Genomic DNA, 18297 nt, shown 5'->3' with positions numbered 1-18297 from the left:
GGTGACCCTGTCTCAGGACCGACTCAGGCCTGCCGTTCGTGGAGCATCGAGTCGAGCAGGTCCGCGTAGGCGTCGGAGAGCGCGTACGGCGCGAGCCGGTGCGAGAACGCCTCTGCGGCCGGGTCGGGAACCACGCGGTCGCCCAGCTCGTCGAGGCGTCGAGCGATGGCGCCGACGGCGTCCGACGGGTCGAACCACGAGATCCAGGGCTCGTCGCCGAACGAGCGCCGCAGGTGCGGTTCGTCGGGCAGGATCACCGGCACGCCGAACGTCGAGGCGAGATGCAGCGTGCCGGAGTTCAGCACGCGGCGGTACGGCAGCACCGCGACGTCCGCCGCCCGGAACCAGCGCTGCACGTCGGCGTCGTTCACGTGCGAGTGATGCCGGACGGCGCGGACCCCGGCCGGGAGGCGCGCGTCGAGGGCCGCGCGGTCGTCGTCGCTCGTCCGTCCCGCCAGCAGCAGGACGACGCGTTCTCGCGACGTCGACTCGCCCACCGCGTCGAGGAGGTCCGAGAGCCCCTTGTACGGCCGCATCTGGCCGAAGAACAGCACGGCGCGCTCGCCGTCCGCGATGTCGAGGGCCGCGCGGGCGTCGGAGCGCGTCAACTCGGACGGGTAGACGCCCTGGTAGCTCGGGTGGGGGATCACGACGAGCTTCGCGGGGTCGAGCGCGTACAGTGGCGCGGCGGCCTCGACCACGTCGGGCGTCATGCCGTGCAGGACGTCGGCGCGGCCGGCCAGGTAGCGGCAGAGCTCCAGCTCGAGGGCCTCGTGGCGGACGTCGTGGGGGAGGACGTTGTGCAGGGTCCAGAGCACCGAGGCGCCGCGCTCCGCGGCACCGTCCACCGCCGCCCGGAACCGCGCGAGACGCTCTGCCGCCTCGGCTCCGGTGTCGGCCCGCTGCACGATCGGCGACGTCCAGTGGACGTGCAGGGCGTCACCGCGGCCGAGGCCTGCGCTGTCGCGCTCGAGTCCTTCGAGCGACGTCGAGTCGACGAAGCGGTAGCCGCGAGCCCGCGCTGCGAGCGTGAGGAGGTTGACGTACGGGTTGTCGCTGTACGCCGGGAAGACCGCGACCCGGCCTCTCGACCTCATCGCGTCGCGATCCTGTGGAGTGCCTCGAGTGCCTCGAGCGCCAGCGCCTCCGCCGCGGTCGTCCGGCTCGGCGACCGCAGCACGCCGCCCGGGCCGGCATGGATCGCGAAGGCCGAGGCCGCGAGCGGATCCTGCACGGCGGCAGGATCCCACAGCACGTTCACCGCGCCCGGCTGCGGCACGAAGCGGTCGGCATCGAGGATCGCGACGCAGACGTCGTCGAGCGAGCACGAGGAGCGGTAGAAGGCGCCCGGCTCGTCGATCACGACGTCCTGGCCGAGGTCGCGGAGGGCGGCGGCGAACGAGGAGGCGGTGGCGACCGCCGAGGGGGACGCCTTGATCGCCCAGCGGAGGGCCGGGCGTCCTGACCACGGCCCGGACTCGACGAGGCGCGAAGGCCGCAGCACGACGGGCTGCGACGACCGGACCATCACGTCGTGGCCCTTCGGCTCGCCGGCGAGCACTCCGGCGAACGACAGCCCGGCAGTCGCATACCGCTCGGCGGCGTCGGCCGCCGGGTAGCGGCCCTGCCAGCGCTCGTCGAAGATCCGGCGGTTCGCGATCCGGGCGTCGTCGCGGCCGGGCGACCTGCTCTCGTGATGGACGACCACCGAGTCGAGGGCGACGGCGAAGTGCGCGTCGGGGCGCTCGTCGAGAGCCCGCAGGCACAGGTCGACGTCTTCGAGGCCGTTGGCGAAGACGGGGTCGAAGCCGCGCCAGCGGATCAGGTCGGCGGCCCGGAAGGCGGCGGCGGCGGCCGTGATGGCCGAGAACGACGTCTGCCCGGCCCGCTCGACATCGGCCGTGGGGTGCCCGGCCAGGAAGTGCCAGGGCAGCACCTTGTCGCCGCCGAAGACGGTGCCGGCGGCCTGGACGGTGCCCTCGGGATACAGCAGCAGGGGCTGGGCTCCGAGGCACGCAGGATCGTCGAGCTCGCGCAGCAGGGGAGCCAGCCACCCGGGCCGCACCTCCGTGTCGTTGTTGAGCATGACCACCACGGCCCCCGTGGTGGCAGCGAGCCCCACGTCGCTGCCGAGGCCGAAGTTGAGGTTGCGGTCCGGGCGCAGGACCGCGACGCGCGGCTCGTCGCCGAACCACGACGTGAGGATCGCCGAGACGCTCCGCTGCGAGGCGTTGTCGACGACGACGACCTCGACGCCGGGCCCTTCGACGCCAGCCCCAGCGGCGTCTGCGTCGCCGTCGGCTGCGGCCAGCACCGCCTCGACGGCGCGGACGGTCATCCGCCACTCCCGGTACACGGGCATCACGATCGACACGGTGTCGGCCTGGCGATCGTCGGCAGCCGCCGACAGGGCGGGCCAGTCGATCAGGTGCGGGGCGACCGCGACCTCCTGCCAGGAGGCGCCCTCGCGCGACGACAGCCGCTGCGGGTCGAACGTGTTGTCGTAGTCGACCGTGAGGTGGTCGACGTAGTGGGGCACGCCGGAGCGGCGGGCGAGGCGCAGGACGAACTCGTAGTCGATCCAGCGCTTGAGCGCGGTGTCGAAGCGGCCGATCTCGGCGATGGCCGCGGCCGACGCCACGAGCGCGTTGAGGTCGATGAAGTTGCCGGCCAGCAGGTCGTCGAGGGTGCCGGACTCGCCGCGGAACGTCTCCTGCGACTCGGCGGCGGCGTCCCCGGTGTTGTTGAGGCCGACCATCCGGAGGCCGGTGAACACCGAGCTGCGGTCGTCAGTCAGGAGGGCTGCGAGGGCGATCTCGAGGTGGGACGGCCGCCAGGTGTTGTCGGAGTCGAGAAAGGCGACGAAGGTGCCGGTGGCAGCGTCGAGGCCGGCGTTCCGGGCTGCTGCTGCGCCGGAGGGATCCTGCGCCACGACCGTGAGCCGGGGCTCCGCAGCCGAGAGGCGCTCGAGCAGCTCGGCGGTGCCGTCGGTCGAGCCGTCGTCGACGACGACCAGCTGCCAGCCGTCGTAGGTCTGAGCGCTCACCGAGGCGATCGCGGTCTCGAGCGGCACGGCCCGGTCGTGCGTCGGCAGGATGACGGAGACCAGCGGCCTCTCGGCGGCGAGCCGGGCGAGCCCCGTGGCGTAGGCGGCTCGAGCGGAGTCGAGGTCGCCACCGCCCCAGGCCTGCCGGTACCGGCGGCGGGTGCGGTGCTGAGCGGCCGCGAAGAGCTTCGCCTGGTCGAGCGCACGGCGCCGCACCTCGCCCCAGGTCGGGGTCGGACCGGGACGACCCGGCGGCACGGGAAGCGGCGTCGCGTCGCTCGTGTGCGCGAGGAAGTGGCGGAGGGCGTCGAGGGTGGTGCCCGGGCGATTTGCGCCCGCAAAGGCTTCGGCGTAGACACCGGCGTCGAACACCGGCGACGTGCTCACGAGGTCGGCGGACTCCTGGTGCAGGAAGTCGTACCAGCTCATCCGCTCGTCGGGCTGGCGGTCGTGGAGCCACTCCGGCTCGATGAGCGGGGAGAGCGAAAGGCCTCGGCTGCCGTCGTTCAACACGTAGAACTCGATCGCCTCCGCGTCCGTCGCGAAGGAGCGGCCGACCAGGATCTCGAAGTACTCGCGGTCGACGATTCCGAACTCGCCGATCCGTCTCGCCCAGCGGAGCAGACGGTCGTTGACCGTCAGAGGCGCCGGTGCGGGGCGAAACCGCTTCGCGACCGCGCGGAGCGCAGACCCGGGCCTGCGGCCGCGGTCGTCCGTCACTTCTTTCGTCCTGGGAGGCGAGGCGTGAGGCGCGCGATCTTCTCGCCCGTGCGGAAGGTCCGGCTAGCCCGCAGATCGGCGATCTCGGTGCGGAGCCGCTCGACCTCGGCGCCCGAGTCCGGCCCGGCCGCGTCGAGCGTGACGTCGGCGAGACGCAGGCCGTCGAAGCGTCTTTCGAGGGCGTCGACGCGCTCGTCGAGCGGCGCGGAGAGGGCTGCCGTCAGGGCCGCTTCGCCCGCCGCCCACGCATCCGTGATCACGACGCCGCTGCTGCGCTCGAGGGCGGGACCGGCGTCGCGGGCGCGAGCGCGGAAGGCGGCGTCGGGCCAGGGGGCCGAGGTCGGGGCCGCAGGATCACCCGCGACGGTCACGAGCACGAGCGAGCGTCGGTGGGCGCGCACCAGGGCTCCTGGGGTTGTCGACCCCTTCGCCAGGACGGTCGCGGCGACCAGGTCGTCGTCGTCGGCCTTCGTCGAGACGGTGACGTCGGCGGCGCCGCGGACGTCGGCCGCACCCTCGTCGTCGAGCACAAGCTCGCGGTGCCAGCGCTCGGCCGGGAACGCGGCCAGGAAGGCGGGTACCGCGCTCGTGACGACGGCGGAGGGAGCGCCTCTCAGGTCGAGAGCGACGCGGGGGAGGGCGCCCGCTCGGGGTACGAGGAGGTCGGCGAACCGGTCGGCGGGCGCGACGTCGTGCCGGAGGAACGACTGCACGGCCTCGCCGTAGAACGGGTAGCGGCGCTCGAGCTCCCGCTGGTGCGCGGTGCGGAGGGTGTTGCGGCGCGCACCGACGAAGCTCTTGGAGCCAGCGTGGAAGACGAGGGCGCGGTTGGCCATCGTCGAGACGAAGCCCTGGGCGCCGATCCTGAGGCAGTAGTCGTTCTCCTCGCCGTAGCCGGGAGCGAAGGCGTCGTCGAAGAGACCGAAGCGGCGGATCAGGGTTCGCCTGGTCAGGAAGCAGAAGCCCATGGCGACCGGTGTCGCATACCAGCGGGGAAGTCGGCCGGAGACGGCCTCGAAGACCTCCGTCGTGCGCTCGAAGGTGCGGTCGCCGCCCTGGCTCAGGCGGAACGGGAGGCTCGCGATGGTGGCGTTGTTGCTCCGGGCGGTCACGACGCCGATGTCGTCGCTCGCGTAGAGCACCTCGAGCATCTCGTCGACGAAGCCCGGCGTCGGGACGGTGTCGCTGTTGAGCAGCAGGATGTCGTTGTCGCTCGTGTCGAGCTCCGTCGCGGCCCGGTTGCACGTGCCCACGAAGCCGAGGTTCTCGCTGTTGCGCGCGTAGGTGACGCCGGCCACCCCGTCGATCCTGTTCAGCAGGGCTTTCTCGATCGCGTCGGCGTCGGGGCCGCAGTCGTTCACCAGCAGGATGCGGTGGCGGCCGAGGTCGAGGTGCGACAGCAGCGCGTCGAGGCAGTTGAGGAGCGACTCGAGGTCGCCGTAGACCGGGACGACGACCGTGACGCGACGATCGGAGGCGAGGGAACTCATGCGGACTCCTGGAGCTGTCGAGCGAGGTGGGCGACGGCGTCGTCGAGCGACCCGCCGAGGGCGCCGGGCGCCAGATCGCGGTAGCCGGTGGGCCCGTCGGCCGCGGCACGTCGGACGGCTCGAGCCACCGCCTCGCCGAGGCTGACCGGGTCGGCGGCGACCGCGTCGATGTTGGGGTGGAGAGCAGACCGGGTGTCGGCGAACTCGTTCGTGACGACCTGCGCGCCCGAGATGGCGCCGTCGAAGGGCGGGTGGCTCGGGTGCGGGCTCAGCTGCAGGCTCAGCACGACGTTCCGGGAGGCGATGAAGCGGAAGTAGTCGTCCCACGGCAGCGTGCCGACGCTCTCGAGCTTCTGACCGTGACCGAGGTCGACGTCGCGGTGCACTTCGCCGGCCGAGGCGAACTCGAGGGTGAGGCCCGAGCCCTCGAGACGGTCGACGGCGATCTGCAGGGCGGAGACGCCGATGCGGAAGAGGTTCCGGTGCTTGGAGGGGCGGCCGTAGAAGAGGACCCGCGTCGTCGCGTCGTGCGAGCGCTCCTCGGCCACGCGGCGCAGGAGGTCGAGGTCGAAGTGTGGCGAGAACGTCGCGTCGTCGGGCACCTCGACGCCCTCCTCCCGGGCGAGGTACTGCTGGAGGGGGGCCGAGTTGACGAGCAGGCGGAATCCCGCGTGGTACGTCGCCCGTGCCAGCGCGAACTCCGTCGACCAGGGGCTGAAGCCCGGCTCGAAGTCCTGGACCAGATAGCCGACGCGGGCCCGGTCGATCACGCCGGACGTGGCGGCCACGTCGATCGCGTGGGCGGTCTTCCAGTGCGTCGCCAGCCACACGTCCTGCTCTCCGAACGAGGCGCGCAGGATCTCCTCGCGAGCGACCACCTCGAAGCTCACGCCCGGAAAGCGCTCGCGGAGCACCGCGGCGGCGGCCTTCGACGAGTTGCCGGGCGTCGTCCACGACACCATCACCACGCGGACCGGGAGACCGAGTTCGGACGCCAGCGCGACCCCGACGGCCACGGCTGTCTGGATGCCGGCGAAGGCACCGCCCTCGCGCACCTCGCCGAGCACGATGTTGACGTGGCGGCCCCCGCCGCTGCGGTCGATGCCGGACAGCGCGAGGCTGGTCTCGACGAGACCGCGGAACGGTCGAGCGGCCCGCGGGGAGCGCTTCACCTCGCGCGCCTCGATCGCGTGGCTGCCGACGCCGACGTTGTTCAGCCGCTCGCGGATCGTGTTGCGGTAGACGTCGTCGCGCAGGTACCGGCCGTTGACTCGGAGCAGATCGGCGAGAAGACGGCGCAGTTTGGTGGTGTTCATGTCCGATCGAGCCTAGCCGAGCCCTTGCTAGGCTCCACGGGTGCAGATTCGCGAATTGACGATCCCGGGGGCGTGGGAGTTCACGCCGAAGCAGCACGGCGACGACCGAGGGGTCTTCTTCGAGCAGTACCGCTACGAGGCCCTCGAAGAGACGGTCGGCCACGCCCTGACCCTCAAGCAGACCAACACCTCCGTGTCGTCCCGGGGCGTGGCGCGCGGCATCCACTACGCGCTGGTGCCGCCGAGCCAGGCCAAGTACGTCTCGGCCCCCAAGGGCGCGTTCATCGACTTCATCATCGACATCCGCACCGGCTCGCCGACCTTCGGCCAGTGGGACAGCGTCCTCATCGACGACGTCGACCGCCGCGCCGTGTACCTCTCGGAGGGCCTCGGGCACGCCATCGTCGCGCTGACCGAGGGCGCCACCGTCAACTACCTGGTGTCGGAGGTGTTCAATCCGGAGCGGGAGAAGGGCCTGAGCGTCACCGACCCCGAGATCGGGCTGACGTTCCCGAGCGACCTCGGCGAGCCGCTCCTGTCGCCGAAGGACGTCGAGGCGCCGACCCTGGCGGAGGCCGCCGACCGGGGCCTCTTGCCCTCCTATGCCGAGTGTCTGGCCTACTACGAGACGCTGCGGACGCAGTCCTCGACGAGCGCGGGGGCCTGAGCATGCGCGGCATCATCCTCGCTGGCGGCTCCGGCACGCGGCTCTACCCGATCACCAAGGGCATCTCCAAGCAGCTCGTGCCCATCTACGACAAGCCGATGATCTACTACCCCCTGTCGACGCTGATGTCGGCGGGGATCCGCGAGATCCTGATCATCACGACCCCCGACGACGCGTCGCAGTTCCAGCGCCTCCTCGGCGACGGCAGCGAGCTCGGCATCGAGCTGACCTACGCGGTCCAGCCCTCGCCCGACGGCCTGGCGCAGGCCTTCATCATCGGCGAGGAGTTCATCGGCGACGAGAAGGTCGCGCTCGTGCTCGGCGACAACATCTTCCACGGCACCGGTCTCGGCTCGAGCCTCCGGGCCAACACCGACCCCGACGGCGGCGTGATCTTCGCGTACCACGTGGCGAACCCGCGGGCCTACGGCGTCGTCGAGTTCGACGCCGAGTTCAGCGCGGTCTCCATCGAGGAGAAGCCCGAGAACCCCAAGAGCAACTACGCGGTGCCCGGGCTCTACTTCTACGACAACCGCGTCGTCGAGATCGCGAAGAGCATCACGCCGAGCCCCCGCGGCGAGCTCGAGATCACCGCGGTCAACGACCACTACCTGTCGATCGGAGCCCTGCAGGTGCAGGTCCTCGAGCGAGGGACCGCCTGGCTCGACACCGGCACGCACGAGTCGATGATGCAGGCGTCCGAGTACGTCCGCGTCATCGAGCAGCGGCAGGGCTTCAAGGTCGGCTGCGTCGAGGAGATCGCCTGGCGTCGCGGCTGGATCGACGATGAGCGTCTCGCCGCGCTCGCGGCGCCGCTCGTCAAGAGCGGCTACGGGGAGTACCTGCGGAGTCTGCTGGCCTGAGGCCGGTCCGGTCTGGTCCGGTCTAGGACGGGCCTGTCAGGTCCGGCCCGACGACGCCTCAGTGCAACGAGGCCGCCGGGCTGACGTGTCTCAGCGGAGGAGGCCGGCCGAGCTGACGAAGGCGACCGCGAGGCTGGTGCACATGCCGGCTCCGGCCGCCACGGCGATGATCCTGTTGACGATGCGGTCGGCCTGCGGCGAGAGGCCCGCGGGCGATGTCGTGCGGCGGTAGCGGGGTTTCGGCCCGGCGGTGCTGGTGGTCATGATCAACCCGTTTCTGCAGCCCTGCGCTGCTGAGGTGACGCGTGCGCCCGGCCGCCAGGAACGGTGACCGGGGGAGGTGTTCCGCCGTGAATCGGAACGTCTCTGTTCTACACCGGTTTGCCTAGTTCGTCTAACTAGTCTCTCTCGACGTGGAGAGGTCGCGCATTCCGGCCATCGCTCTCAGCTGGACAGCGAGAGCAGCCTGCGGGTGCTCTCCGGCCACGCCGACGTGTCGGTGCCGTGGGTCCGGATCAGGGCCAGGGCGGTGCGCTCGAGGCCCCAGCCGAGGCAGGTGCTGTGCGCCGCCTCGCCGACGCCCGCCTCGATGCCGAACGTCGCGCCGAAGTGGTCGCCGTGGCGGTTCGCGGAAGCGATGGCGGTGCCGTCGTCGAGGTCGCCGTAGATGGGCACCACCACCTCGAGCTTCGCCTCGTCTTCGAGCTGATTGCGGGCCAGGAAGCGACCGGTCCGGCCGAAGAATGGGTCGTTCGCCGGGACCACCCGTGCGTCCAGCCCGAGCTCTCGGAGGTCGCGGAGCTGCCGCTCGTTCATCTCGGTGCGGAAGTCGTAGGCGAGCGAGCCCGGACCGACGAAGACGAGCTCGTGCTGCCGGAAGGCCTGGAGGCGCATCGGGTCGCGCGAGGGCTCGTGTCGGAAGCAGAAGCCCTCGAGGTCGAAGATCTGCCCCTCGGGATTCGTCGTACCGCGGAGCCGTTCGAACAGCGGGTGGCACACGGCCGGGACGAGCATCGTCTCGGCGGGGGAGAGGAAGGAGTCCCACGGCAGGCCCTGGGCACGAGTGCTCACGAGTCTCTTGTGCTCCGCGTCGGTGCCGGTGAAGCCGTGGACCGCTCCGGTGAGCTGCGGGAACGACACGATGTACTCGGTCTTCTCGAACTCGGCCCGGGAGATCACCGGGGCGAAGCGCCTCCGGCTCGGCCGGAGGTCGGCGAAGCGCGACTGCACGTAGCGCGAGACGCCGTCGACGACGTCCTCCAGCTCGCCGGAGCGCCCGTAGAGGCCCGGCTGGCCGGCATCGACGAGCAGGCCCGAGGCGAGGAGCTCCTCACGGAAGGCGTCCCGTGCCGCGTCGAGCTCGCTCACGGTCTCTCCGGGGGTGCCCGCAGGATCGAGTGCGGCCGGCTCGCCGTGTCGGGTGTCGCTCATCGTGCGGCCTTCTTCCTTGTCAGCAGAGAGAGCTGAGCGTTGTTGGCGAGGATGCGGTCGTTGTTGACCATGACGGCGGTCCCGTACGAGTCGCGGAGCTGACGCCCGACGCTGACGTCGGAGTCGAGGCGGTAGCCCGCGATCCCGGTGATCAGCATGGCTGTGGAGACGATCTCGATGACGGTCTCCGAGGACGTGATCTTGAGGGAGTTGAAGCGCATCGCCATCGGGATGGTCGTGAGGGCCGCGCGGTCGTCGGCGACCTCGTCGAAGGTGCGCGCGGAGTCGCGGACGAGCGCCGCGAAGACCTCGAGGTCGCCGAGAAGCTCTGCCAAGCGCGTCGCCGACGGCGGCAGGGTGCCGATCGCCTTCCGGGCCGCTGTGACGGTGACGCTGCGGGCGCGCTCGGTGGCGGCGTTCGCGATCCCGAGCCACACGGCCGCCCACAGGATGTGCGACACCGGCAGCATGGTCTCGGCCGAGATCGTCGCGTACTCGGCCGGCAGGACGTGATCGGCCGGCACGTCGGCGCGGAGCTCGAACCCCGGGCTGCAGGTGCCGCGGAAGCCGAGAGTGTCCCACTCCGAGATCGGGGTGAGGACGGTGTCGGCGGCATCGCAGAGGACGAGCACCTGGTCGGACGGGACGCTGTCGGGGGTGCGGCGGGCGGTCGTCAGGATCGCGTCGGCGTAGGCGCCGTACGAGATGACCGGAGCGGTCTTCTCGAGGATCACGCGCCCCGCGGCGCCGGGCACGACGGCGCAGCTGCTGGTGCGCGTGTTGCCGCCGATGCCCAGCTCGGTCGTCGCCGAGGCGAGGAGCACGCCGCCCGAGGCGACGCCGCGGAGGAGGTCGACGACCGCCCGGCTCTCGCCGCCGTGCCGGGTCAGGCAGAGCACCTGGATCTGGTGCATGACGTAGATCATGCCCGTGGCCGAGCAGGCCTCGGACAGCACGGTCGCGACCGCTGCGAGCTCCGAGACGGTGGCGCCCTCGCCGCCGAGGTGCTCTGGGACCGCTGCGCCGAGCAGGCCGTTCTCCCGCAGCGCGTCGACGGCCTCGCGCGGGAACCTCGCCCGGGCGTCGACGTCGTCGGCGTGGAGAGCCGCGATGCTCGCGACGTCGGCGGCGCGGTCGGCGAGGGAGCGCCCCGGCAGCGTCACGGTCGTCGCGTCGGCTCCTGCGCCGGCGGCTCCGGCCATCAGGCGTCCTGGAGCGACGACGCCGCAGCGGCGAGGGAGTCGATGGAGGTGAAGGTGGCGCGCGTGAGGAGGGCGTCGGGGAACTCGAGGTCGAGCTCGTCCTCCAGGGCGAGCATGACGTTGACGGTCGCGTGCGACGTGAGGCCGGCCTGGTAGAGGTCGTCGGAGTCGCCCACCTCCCCGGCGGGCCTCGTCAGGTGGCCGTGCTGGTCGAGGACGGTGCGGATGGTGTCCTTCATGGGTCCGGGTTCCTTTCGGTGGAGCAGGGCGACGGCGGTCGCGAGGGCGAGGCCGCGGTCGTGAGAGACGGAGAGGTCGATCCGCGAGAGCCCGCGCTCCTGCCGGAGCTCGGCGGCACGGCCGTGGAGCCTCACCCGCGGAGCGCCGGACGGCGCGGTGACGACCTCGATGTCGCGGTAGGGGAGCGCTGTTCCGCGCTCGGGCCGCAGCAGCTTCGTCACGGCCTCCTTCGCGGCGAAGCGCCCGGCGAGCCGCTCGGGCGACCGGGACGACTGCTCGAGCTCGAGCTGCGTGTAGACCCGGTCGAGGTAGCGGTCGCCGAAGGCCTGGATCGACCCCTCGACGTCGACGACGGACACCAGGTCGGAACCCACTCGCGGGACGAGCGGACCGGCGGGGCGGCGAGGGGGCGGAGTGTCAGAGATCGGCATGGAGAGGACCGTGCGTTTCGGGCGCTCCGGTCCTGCAAGTGTAGGTGGGCGGGGCTGCGGAGAGCCAGGCGAGAGCGGGCCCCCAGTCCGGGGTCCTGGCGAGGAGCAGGACGCGGGCCTCAGACCCGGCGGCGGCCCGCCCTCAGGCGTCGACGGTCAGGCGTCGGCAGGCGCGGGCACCACGGCGTGGTCGTCGATGTCGACGGCCTCGGCCATGTCGTGCAGGAAGGTCGCGATGACGCGCGCCTCGTCGGCGGACAGCGCCTCGGCCAGCAGGATCATGCGGGCGTGCATGCCGTCGAGGGTCGCCCGCACCTCGACGTCGGAGGCGCCGGTGGCCCGCAGGAGGACGCCGCGCCGGTCGGACGGGTGAGGGAGCCGCTCGAGGTGGCCGCTCTTGACGAGCCGGTTGATGAGGACGGACGTCGAGGCCGTCGTGATGCCGAGGTGATCGGCGAGGTCTTTCGCGCTGATGGGCTGGTCGTTGCGCTCGGCGCGGAGGAGGTAGCGGATCGCAGCGAGGTCGGTCTCGCCCATCTTCATCGAGGTTCGGGTGCGTCGCCGCATCTCGGACTCGGCCGCCCGGTAGCGGCGCAGAGCGTTCAGCACTTCGACGCTGCGCTCGGCATCGGTCTTCTCGTACCAGTAGCCGGAAGCGTCGAAGGTGGCCCCGCTGGGCTTCGTCTGCACCATGGGCTCAGTCTAACCATCTAGACGCTCTAGCTAGTGGGTCTAGCGAAATCGGCTCTTGACCAGCAATTATAGCGTCTGCCGAGAGTTCCCGCGGGGGGTTGACGGCGACCCACGAGTGCGGCTTATCGTGGACTGCCCGCCCCACCTGTGGATGGGACAGAGAGGGCCGCATCCTCGTCGAAAAGGATGCGGCCCCGGGGGCATCTCGCCTTGCGCTGAGCTTCACGGGCAGGGAGCGCGGCGAGGTGCCAAGGGTCGAGCGAGATTCGCCGACCAGGGCAGGTTACCTCCATCCGGCGCCGTCGTCATCCGTCCCTCGGGAATCGTTCAGGTGCTCGGCGGCCCGAAGTCGAAGGAGTCGCCTGTCTGCATCACCGTCCGGCCGCCCTTCGGCAGATAAAGGTCGACGTCGTCCACGACGACATGCGTGAAGAGCTCCCGGTGGTTCGCGACGAAGGTCTCGAGCGGCCGATCGATGTGAATGCGGTTGTCCGTCCGCAACGCAACCGCAGTCGCTGAGAAGGGCGCCCCGCCGAACGAGGCGTGATTCGAGGCATCGATCGTCGCGGCCTTCACATTTGCGCCGAGGTAGGGCTTGAACTCCCAGGATGCGTATCCGGTGCTGAGGATCTTGATCCGCGTGACTCCGTGCTCTGCCAGCACCGGGCTGACGCGCGCGAAGCCGGTAGGACCGACCCGGGCGATCGCGGCTGTCGTCGTCACGGCGGTCGCCCCTGCTACGAGCAGGATGACGAGCGCGAGGGGACGGAGGATCCTCCGCCGCTGCCGCCGGAACTCGAAGAGGTTCTTCGTGCCGATCGCGGCGAGGACGAACAGGATCCAGACCCACACGTAGTAGTAGCTCGGCAACGCGTTCTTCGCGACGAGCAGGTAGAAGACCAGGAGGACGGCGAGGGCGACCCCCAGGTACACCGACAACTCGCTCGGTCGGGGGAGGAACGCGAAGAGGGCGGCCAGGCAGAGGGCCGCGAGGAGCCACGGACCGAGCCCCTGCTCGGTGAACCACAGGTTCGCCCACCACGGTGGATGGAGGACGACCCGGCCGGCGACGATCACGTTGTGACCGAGTCGGTTCTGCTCGGACTGGAAGTCGAGCATGTACCGGATGGCGCTCGTCATGCCCATCGGATGCCACGAGGCCGCGAAGACCGCCACGAAGGCGGCGACATAGCTCGCCAGGCCGACGAGGCCGGCGCGGACGGCTCGATCGCGGAGCAGGAGTCGCACGGCCAAGAACGCGAAGGTGACCACCAGGAAGGCGGTGGAGACCTTCGACGTCACCGAGAGGGCCATCGCCGCGCCCGCCAGCGCGGCCGCCCACCACGTGGGCCTGCGGAACCACCACCAGCCGAGGGCGAGGGCGAGGATGGCGAATGAGACCATGAACGGCTCGAGGATGGCGAAGCGATCGATCTTGATGCCGGTCTGGACGACAGCGCGGGGCAGGAGCCACCAGAAAGCGGTCGCGACCAGAGCCCACCAGAAGCCGAGCTCCCTGCGGAGCCAGAGGAAGAGCACCACGCCGGCGAGGAAGGCGATGCTGGTCGCCGCGATCCTGCCGGAGGTCAGATTCTGGCCCAGCACCTCCTGCACGAGCCCGAGGATGTACTTCGCCGTCGGCGGGTGCTCCCTGTTGAATGTGAAGACACCGCGGATGTACTGCTGGCCTGCGGTGAGGTACACGCCCTCGTCGGGGTTGATGTTCGCGCGACCGAGATGCCAGAAGGCCTGGAAGAGCCCCACGGCTGCGACGGCGCCGAAAGCGAGGACGCGGATGACGACGCGGACGGGAGCGGGCACGGACACCGAGCCTATCCGGAGCACGCCCGGCTACGAGCGGAGCGACTCCGGGGTCGTGGCCTCGGCGCCGCGGCCCTCGCGGAGGCGGTGGTTCAGGATCGCGGATCCTGCGAGCACGAGATCGCCCACGGTGAGCAGCACCCGCGACATGAGCGCGATGCTGACGCCCTGGCCGGACGTCGCCGCGCCGCCCACGACGAGGAGAGCGGTGAGCACGGCCTCGCGGCCGCCGAGGCCGGCGGGCAGGAAGAACACCAGGAAGCCGACCAGCCAGGCGAGCGCGTAGGCGCCGATGCTCAGGAGCACCGTCGACGGCGAGAGCGTCTTGAGCGGCGTCAGCAGGACGGCGATCTGCCCGCCGAAGAGCACCCAGGCCACCGCCGCCCAGAGCCAGGCGGCGACCGTGTTGCGGCCGCGGAGGCTCAGGTCGGCCAGGTCGCGGCGCGCCACCTTCGAGGCGAGGCGCATCAGGGAGCGCAGGATCGGCGGGTACAGCGGCAGCAGGACGATCGGCACCAGGATCAGGACGAACCAGTAGTCGGCCAGGGCGTCCGGGGTCACGAACGGAAGCGTGGCGGCGGCCATGCAGATGCCGGCGCCGCAGCTGATCAGCAGGGTCAGCAGCCCGACCGCCACCGATCGCGTCGGCGGCACCTTGTGCGCGCGCCCGAGGTCGGCCTGAGCCACGATCGGCCAGATCGAGCCCGGGATGTACTTGCCGATCTGCGAGAGGAAGAACACGCGCTGGCTCGCCGCCCAGGGCAGCCGGTGACCGGCGCCCTTCATGAGCTCGCGCCACGACAGGAACGTCGCGTAGATGCCTGCGAAGCCGAGCAGCAGCGCTCCGACGATCGAGAGCGCGCTCTGCTGGCCGACGGCAGTGACGATGTCGTCGGCGCGGGGGATGAGGAACACGACGCAGAGCACGAGCGCCACCACCATGAGACCCGTGCGGAGGAGCTTCGCCCTCGAGCGCTTGGGCGTGCCGTCGGGCAGGGCGGTGCCCTCGGGCCGGGCGTCGTCAGTGGGGGTCATCGTCACCTAGGGTCGTGGTCGTGCGCATTCTTGCCTTCGGAACCTACCAAGCGACGAGCCACCCGCGGATCTCGGTGCTCATCGAAGGGCTCCGCTCCCACGGGCACCAGGTGGCCGAGGCGAACGTCCCGCTCGGGCTCTCGACCGCGGAGCGGGTCGACATGCTCGGGTCTGCGGCGGGGCCGCTGAGACTCGTCGGCAAGCTTGCCAGATCGTGGATCCGCCTCGCTGGGAAGACGCGCCGGGCCCGCGGCCGGAACGCCCCCGACGCCCTCCTGATCGGCTACATGGGCCACTTCGACGTGTGGCTCGCCCGCGTGCTGTTCCCGCGCACGACGATCGTGCTCGACCACCTCATCTACGCCTCCACGACGGCGGTCGACCGCGGCGTCGGAGGGGGCGGCCTGAAGCAGCGCGTGCTGCGGCTCCTCGACCGGAGGGCCATCCGGCTCGCCGACGTCGTGCTGCTCGACACGCAGGAGCACCTCGACCTCCTGCCGCCGGCGAGCGCCCACAAGGGCCTCGTCGTCGCGGTCGGCGCGCCCGGCTACTGGTTCGTCGACCGGCCCGCCGATCCTGCTGGCGAGGCTGCTGCGGGCGGAGCCGCTGCGGAAGGAGCTGCTGCGAGCGGAGCCGCTGCGGACGGCCCGCTCCGCGTGGTCTTCTTCGGGCTGTTCACGCCGCTGCAGGGCGCCGTGACGATCGGCGAGGCGATCGCGCTGCTGGGCGACGCCCCGGTCGAGTTCACGATGATCGGGAGCGGACAGGACCTCGACGCGGCGAAGCGGGCAGCTGCCGGCGGGGCGCCGACGACCTGGGTGCCGTGGGTCGACTCGGCGGAGCTCCCCGCGACCGTCGCGTCGTTCGACGTCGGGCTCGGCATCTTCGGCACCACCGACAAGGCGCAGCGCGTCGTGCCGAACAAGGTGTACCAGTGCGAGGCGGCGGGCACGGCCGTGATCACGAGCGACACCGAGGCCCAGCGCAGGATCCTCGCGGACAGCGCCGACCTGGTGCCCGCCGGCGATGCTGCTGCCCTGGCGGCCGCGGTCCGGGCCCTCGCCGACGACCGCGAGCGTCTGGCCCGGCATCGCGCCGACGCCCGCGCCTGGGCCGATGCCCGCTTCACGCCCGCCGCGGTGACGGCCCCGCTCGACGAGGTGCTGCGGGCGCGGTAGCTCGGGCGCGCAGCGGCACCAGCAGCACCAGCCGCACCGAACCGCCAGCGGAGCTACGCCCGGTGCGACTTCCGCACGATCGAGCCGGCGCGCACGCGGAGGCCGATCCGCACGGCGAGCCGGACGGGAGCCCACAGGACACCGGGGTGCGTCTTGGCGATGTAGAGGTAGGCGCTGTCGTGGTGCGCCCGCACCATCACATCGGCGACCCGGTCGGTCGACGCTCCGCCGATGTGCACCACGACGGCGGCCGGCACGAAGAGGTTCGTGTGGCCGGCGAGCCCGACTCGGCGGCCGAGGTCGACGTCCTCGAAGTACATGAAGAAGTCGGGGTCGAACCCGCCGATCTCCTCGAAGGCGGCCCGGCGCACGAGCAGGAACGCCCCCGAGAGCCAGCCGACGCCCGCGGGCTCGGGCGACGCCGAGACGTCGCGCTGCTGGTACCGCTTCGTCCACGGGTTCGTCGGCCAGACGCCCGAGAAGAGCGCGTGCCCGATTCCGGTCCGGATCGCCGGCAGCGCGCGGGCCGACGGGTAGACGCTGCCGTCGGGCTCGACGATGCGCGGCCCGAGGACGGCCGCCTCAGGATGCTCGCGACCGGCAGCGAGGAGAGTCTCGACCGCGCCCGGGGTCACCTGCGTGTCGGGGTTGCAGATCAGGACCCACTCGACATCGCGGTCGAGGGCCGCCACTCCGAGGTTCGCCGCCCGCCCGTAGCCGACGTTCCCGGGGCTCCGCAGGAGGGTGACGTGCTCGTGGTCGCGCTCGGCCCGCTCTGGCGACCCGTCCGTCGATCCGTTGTCGACGACGATGACGGGCCGCGGCGGGAACGACTCGCTGCGGAGCGAGTCGATGAAGTCGTCGAGGGTCTGGCCGGGGGAGTACGTGATCGTCACGACGGCGACGTCGGACCGGGTCATGCCGCGGCTTGCCGGTAGGCGCCGAGGTGCTCGTCGGCGGATCGCTCCCAGGTGAACCCGGACGCGCGCTCCGGGCCCTGCGCGGCGCGGTCGTGGCGACCGCGACGGTCGAGCAGGACCTCGCGGAGGGAGTCGGCGATCTCGTCGGCGGACGTCTCGGTGTAGTACGCCACGTCGCCGCCGACCTCGGGGAGGGCGAGCCGGTCGGTCGTCAGCACCGCGGTGCCGCAGGCCATCGCCTCGAGGACGGGCAGGCCGAAGCCCTCGCCCTCGCTCGGGTAGGCGACGAGCTCGGCGCCGGAGAGGAAGGCGGGCAGCGCCTCGTCGTCGAGGAAGCCCGTCCACTGCACGCGGGGGTGGTGGCGTCGAGAGCGGAGGAGGTCGACGGCGCGGTCGTCCCAGCCGGCGCCGCCCGCGACGAGGAGGCGCCAGCCCGCGAGGCGCTCGTCGTCGGTGGCGCGGAGGAAACCCTCGATCAGCGGCACGACGTTCTTCCGCGGCTCGATGGTGCCGACGAACGCCACGTACGGCCCGCCGCCCTCGAAGACGCGCGTGACCTCGGTGATCGCCGAGGGCGACGCAGGATGGAAGCGGTCGACGTCGATGCCGTGGTACGCCACGACGGCGGTGTCGAGCCGGGCCCTCGTGGCCCGTCGCACCTCGTCGAGCGTGGCGCGGCTCGGCGTCACGCAGACTGCCGCCCGCCGGACCGAGTACCTGGTCCAGAACCGGAAGAACGTGCGCTTCAGCCGGGAGTGCAGCTGCGGGTGCGAGAAGAAGGTGGCGTCGTGGAGGGTCACGACGACGGGCCGCCCGGCGAGGAGCGGCATCGTGTAGTGCGGCGAGTGGATGACGTCGACGCGGTGCCGGGCCGCCAGCCTCGGCAGGCCGACCTGCTCCCACACGAGTCGCCCGGGGACCGAGCGGGCCCAGGCGGGGACGGCGACGACCTCGGCCCCGGGGGCCAGGCGCTGCCACGTCTCGCGGTCGCGGGCCTGGCAGGCCACGACGAGCCGCAGCCGGTCGCCGTCGTCAGGCGCCGCGGCCAGAGCGGGGAGGAGGTGCAGCAGGTAGCGCCCGACACCGCCCGCGTTCGCCGGGAGGGAGGTGGCGTCGACGAGAACCGACAGGCTCATGCACACCATCTCTCGACCGTTCGGGCTGACTGGACAGTCACCCAGGCTACAGGTCGACACCGCAGCCCCCTGACTCTGGGCGGCGGGTCCGACCAAGTAGCATGTGGC

At 71.6% G+C, this 18297-nt stretch carries 16 protein-coding genes; 3 read left to right on the top strand and 13 right to left on the bottom strand.

Going from position 1 to position 18297, the window contains the following annotated elements; genetic code table 11:
* Positions 1-23 precede the first annotated feature (23 nt).
* The 4 genes from ABD733_RS04960 to ABD733_RS04945 are packed head-to-tail and all read right to left on the bottom strand — an operon-like array spanning position 24 to position 6572.
* A complete protein-coding gene (locus tag ABD733_RS04960) occupies positions 24-1097 on the bottom strand; it encodes a glycosyltransferase (RefSeq protein WP_344793914.1) in 1074 nt (357 codons plus the stop codon).
* The gene (locus ABD733_RS04955; RefSeq protein WP_344793913.1) at positions 1094-3766 is read right to left on the bottom strand and encodes a glycosyltransferase; all 2673 of its coding nucleotides are present in this window, start codon (positions 3764-3766) and stop codon (positions 1094-1096) included. Before ABD733_RS04955 ends, ABD733_RS04960 begins: the two co-directional genes overlap by 4 nt.
* Complete coding sequence (locus tag ABD733_RS04950) at positions 3763-5256, bottom strand: glycosyltransferase family 2 protein (RefSeq protein ID WP_344793912.1); 1494 nt, start codon at positions 5254-5256, stop codon at positions 3763-3765. The genes ABD733_RS04955 and ABD733_RS04950 overlap by 4 nt, the downstream gene beginning before the upstream one ends.
* Positions 5253-6572 (bottom strand): rhamnosyltransferase WsaF family glycosyltransferase, encoded by a 1320-nt coding sequence (locus tag ABD733_RS04945; protein WP_344793911.1) that lies wholly within the window; start codon positions 6570-6572, stop codon positions 5253-5255. Before ABD733_RS04945 ends, ABD733_RS04950 begins: the two co-directional genes overlap by 4 nt.
* 40 nt (positions 6573-6612) lie before the next feature.
* On the opposite strand from ABD733_RS04945, the gene ABD733_RS04940 reads away from it, so the two are divergent.
* Complete coding sequence (locus ABD733_RS04940; RefSeq protein WP_344793910.1) at positions 6613-7239, top strand: dTDP-4-dehydrorhamnose 3,5-epimerase family protein; 627 nt, start codon at positions 6613-6615, stop codon at positions 7237-7239.
* Positions 7240-7241: 2 nt separating this feature from the next.
* Positions 7242-8102: a glucose-1-phosphate thymidylyltransferase RfbA gene (rfbA, locus tag ABD733_RS04935; protein WP_344793909.1), complete on the top strand. Its 861-nt coding sequence runs from the start codon at positions 7242-7244 to the stop codon at positions 8100-8102.
* 90 nt (positions 8103-8192) lie between these two features.
* Here rfbA and ABD733_RS04930 read toward each other — a convergent pair whose 3' ends face one another.
* The 7 genes from ABD733_RS04930 to ABD733_RS04900 form a co-directional block, all read right to left on the bottom strand.
* Positions 8193-8366: a hypothetical protein gene (locus ABD733_RS04930; RefSeq protein ID WP_344793908.1), complete on the bottom strand. Its 174-nt coding sequence runs from the start codon at positions 8364-8366 to the stop codon at positions 8193-8195.
* A 180-nt stretch (positions 8367-8546) separates the two neighbouring features.
* Positions 8547-9533 (bottom strand): class-II aminoacyl-tRNA synthetase family protein, encoded by a 987-nt coding sequence (locus ABD733_RS04925; RefSeq protein ID WP_344793907.1) that lies wholly within the window; start codon positions 9531-9533, stop codon positions 8547-8549.
* A complete protein-coding gene (locus tag ABD733_RS04920) occupies positions 9530-10735 on the bottom strand; it encodes an acyl-CoA dehydrogenase family protein (RefSeq protein ID WP_344793906.1) in 1206 nt (401 codons plus the stop codon). Before ABD733_RS04920 ends, ABD733_RS04925 begins: the two co-directional genes overlap by 4 nt.
* Complete coding sequence (locus ABD733_RS04915; protein WP_344793905.1) at positions 10735-11406, bottom strand: acyl carrier protein; 672 nt, start codon at positions 11404-11406, stop codon at positions 10735-10737. The genes ABD733_RS04920 and ABD733_RS04915 overlap by 1 nt, the downstream gene beginning before the upstream one ends.
* Before the next feature lie 156 nt (positions 11407-11562).
* On the bottom strand, positions 11563-12099 hold the full coding sequence (locus ABD733_RS04910) for a MarR family winged helix-turn-helix transcriptional regulator (RefSeq protein WP_344793904.1): 537 nt from the start codon (positions 12097-12099) through the stop codon (positions 11563-11565).
* A 327-nt stretch (positions 12100-12426) separates the two neighbouring features.
* A complete protein-coding gene (locus ABD733_RS04905) occupies positions 12427-13920 on the bottom strand; it encodes a glycosyltransferase family 39 protein (protein WP_344793903.1) in 1494 nt (497 codons plus the stop codon).
* A gap of 30 nt (positions 13921-13950) precedes the next feature.
* Positions 13951-14955, bottom strand: coding sequence for a lysylphosphatidylglycerol synthase transmembrane domain-containing protein (locus ABD733_RS04900; protein ID WP_344793902.1), 1005 nt, complete (start codon positions 14953-14955; stop codon positions 13951-13953).
* Between the two features lie 20 nt (positions 14956-14975).
* On the opposite strand from ABD733_RS04900, the gene ABD733_RS04895 reads away from it, so the two are divergent.
* Complete coding sequence (locus tag ABD733_RS04895) at positions 14976-16133, top strand: glycosyltransferase (protein ID WP_344793901.1); 1158 nt, start codon at positions 14976-14978, stop codon at positions 16131-16133.
* Positions 16134-16186: 53 nt separating this feature from the next.
* On the opposite strand, the gene ABD733_RS04890 is transcribed toward ABD733_RS04895, so the two are convergent.
* The gene (locus ABD733_RS04890) at positions 16187-17053 is read right to left on the bottom strand and encodes a glycosyltransferase family 2 protein (protein WP_344793900.1); all 867 of its coding nucleotides are present in this window, start codon (positions 17051-17053) and stop codon (positions 16187-16189) included.
* A complete protein-coding gene (locus tag ABD733_RS04885; protein WP_344793899.1) occupies positions 17050-18189 on the bottom strand; it encodes a glycosyltransferase family 4 protein in 1140 nt (379 codons plus the stop codon). Before ABD733_RS04885 ends, ABD733_RS04890 begins: the two co-directional genes overlap by 4 nt.
* Between the last annotated feature and the right edge of the window lie 108 nt (positions 18190-18297).

The organism is Frondihabitans peucedani (assembly GCF_039537585.1).
Lineage (GTDB): Bacteria > Actinomycetota > Actinomycetes > Actinomycetales > Microbacteriaceae > Frondihabitans > Frondihabitans peucedani.
This window is presented reverse-complemented; position numbering and strand designations above follow the sequence as displayed.

What these genes read in the sequence shown, in the direction of transcription:
- ABD733_RS04960 (WP_344793914.1), bottom strand. Translation starts at nt 1,097, where the DNA reads ATGAGGTCGAGAGGCCGGGTCGCGGTCTTCCCGGCGTACAGCGACAAC.
- ABD733_RS04950 (WP_344793912.1), bottom strand. Translation starts at nt 5,256, where the DNA reads ATGAGTTCCCTCGCCTCCGATCGTCGCGTCACGGTCGTCGTCCCGGTC.
- ABD733_RS04945 (WP_344793911.1), bottom strand. Translation starts at nt 6,572, where the DNA reads ATGAACACCACCAAACTGCGCCGTCTTCTCGCCGATCTGCTCCGAGTC.
- rfbA (WP_344793909.1), top strand. Translation starts at nt 7,242, where the DNA reads ATGCGCGGCATCATCCTCGCTGGCGGCTCCGGCACGCGGCTCTACCCG.
- ABD733_RS04930 (WP_344793908.1), bottom strand. Translation starts at nt 8,366, where the DNA reads ATGACCACCAGCACCGCCGGGCCGAAACCCCGCTACCGCCGCACGACA.
- ABD733_RS04925 (WP_344793907.1), bottom strand. Translation starts at nt 9,533, where the DNA reads ATGAGCGACACCCGACACGGCGAGCCGGCCGCACTCGATCCTGCGGGC.
- ABD733_RS04920 (WP_344793906.1), bottom strand. Translation starts at nt 10,735, where the DNA reads ATGGCCGGAGCCGCCGGCGCAGGAGCCGACGCGACGACCGTGACGCTG.
- ABD733_RS04915 (WP_344793905.1), bottom strand. Translation starts at nt 11,406, where the DNA reads ATGCCGATCTCTGACACTCCGCCCCCTCGCCGCCCCGCCGGTCCGCTC.
- ABD733_RS04910 (WP_344793904.1), bottom strand. Translation starts at nt 12,099, where the DNA reads ATGGTGCAGACGAAGCCCAGCGGGGCCACCTTCGACGCTTCCGGCTAC.
- ABD733_RS04900 (WP_344793902.1), bottom strand. Translation starts at nt 14,955, where the DNA reads ATGACCCCCACTGACGACGCCCGGCCCGAGGGCACCGCCCTGCCCGAC.
- ABD733_RS04890 (WP_344793900.1), bottom strand. Translation starts at nt 17,053, where the DNA reads ATGACCCGGTCCGACGTCGCCGTCGTGACGATCACGTACTCCCCCGGC.
- ABD733_RS04885 (WP_344793899.1), bottom strand. Translation starts at nt 18,189, where the DNA reads ATGAGCCTGTCGGTTCTCGTCGACGCCACCTCCCTCCCGGCGAACGCG.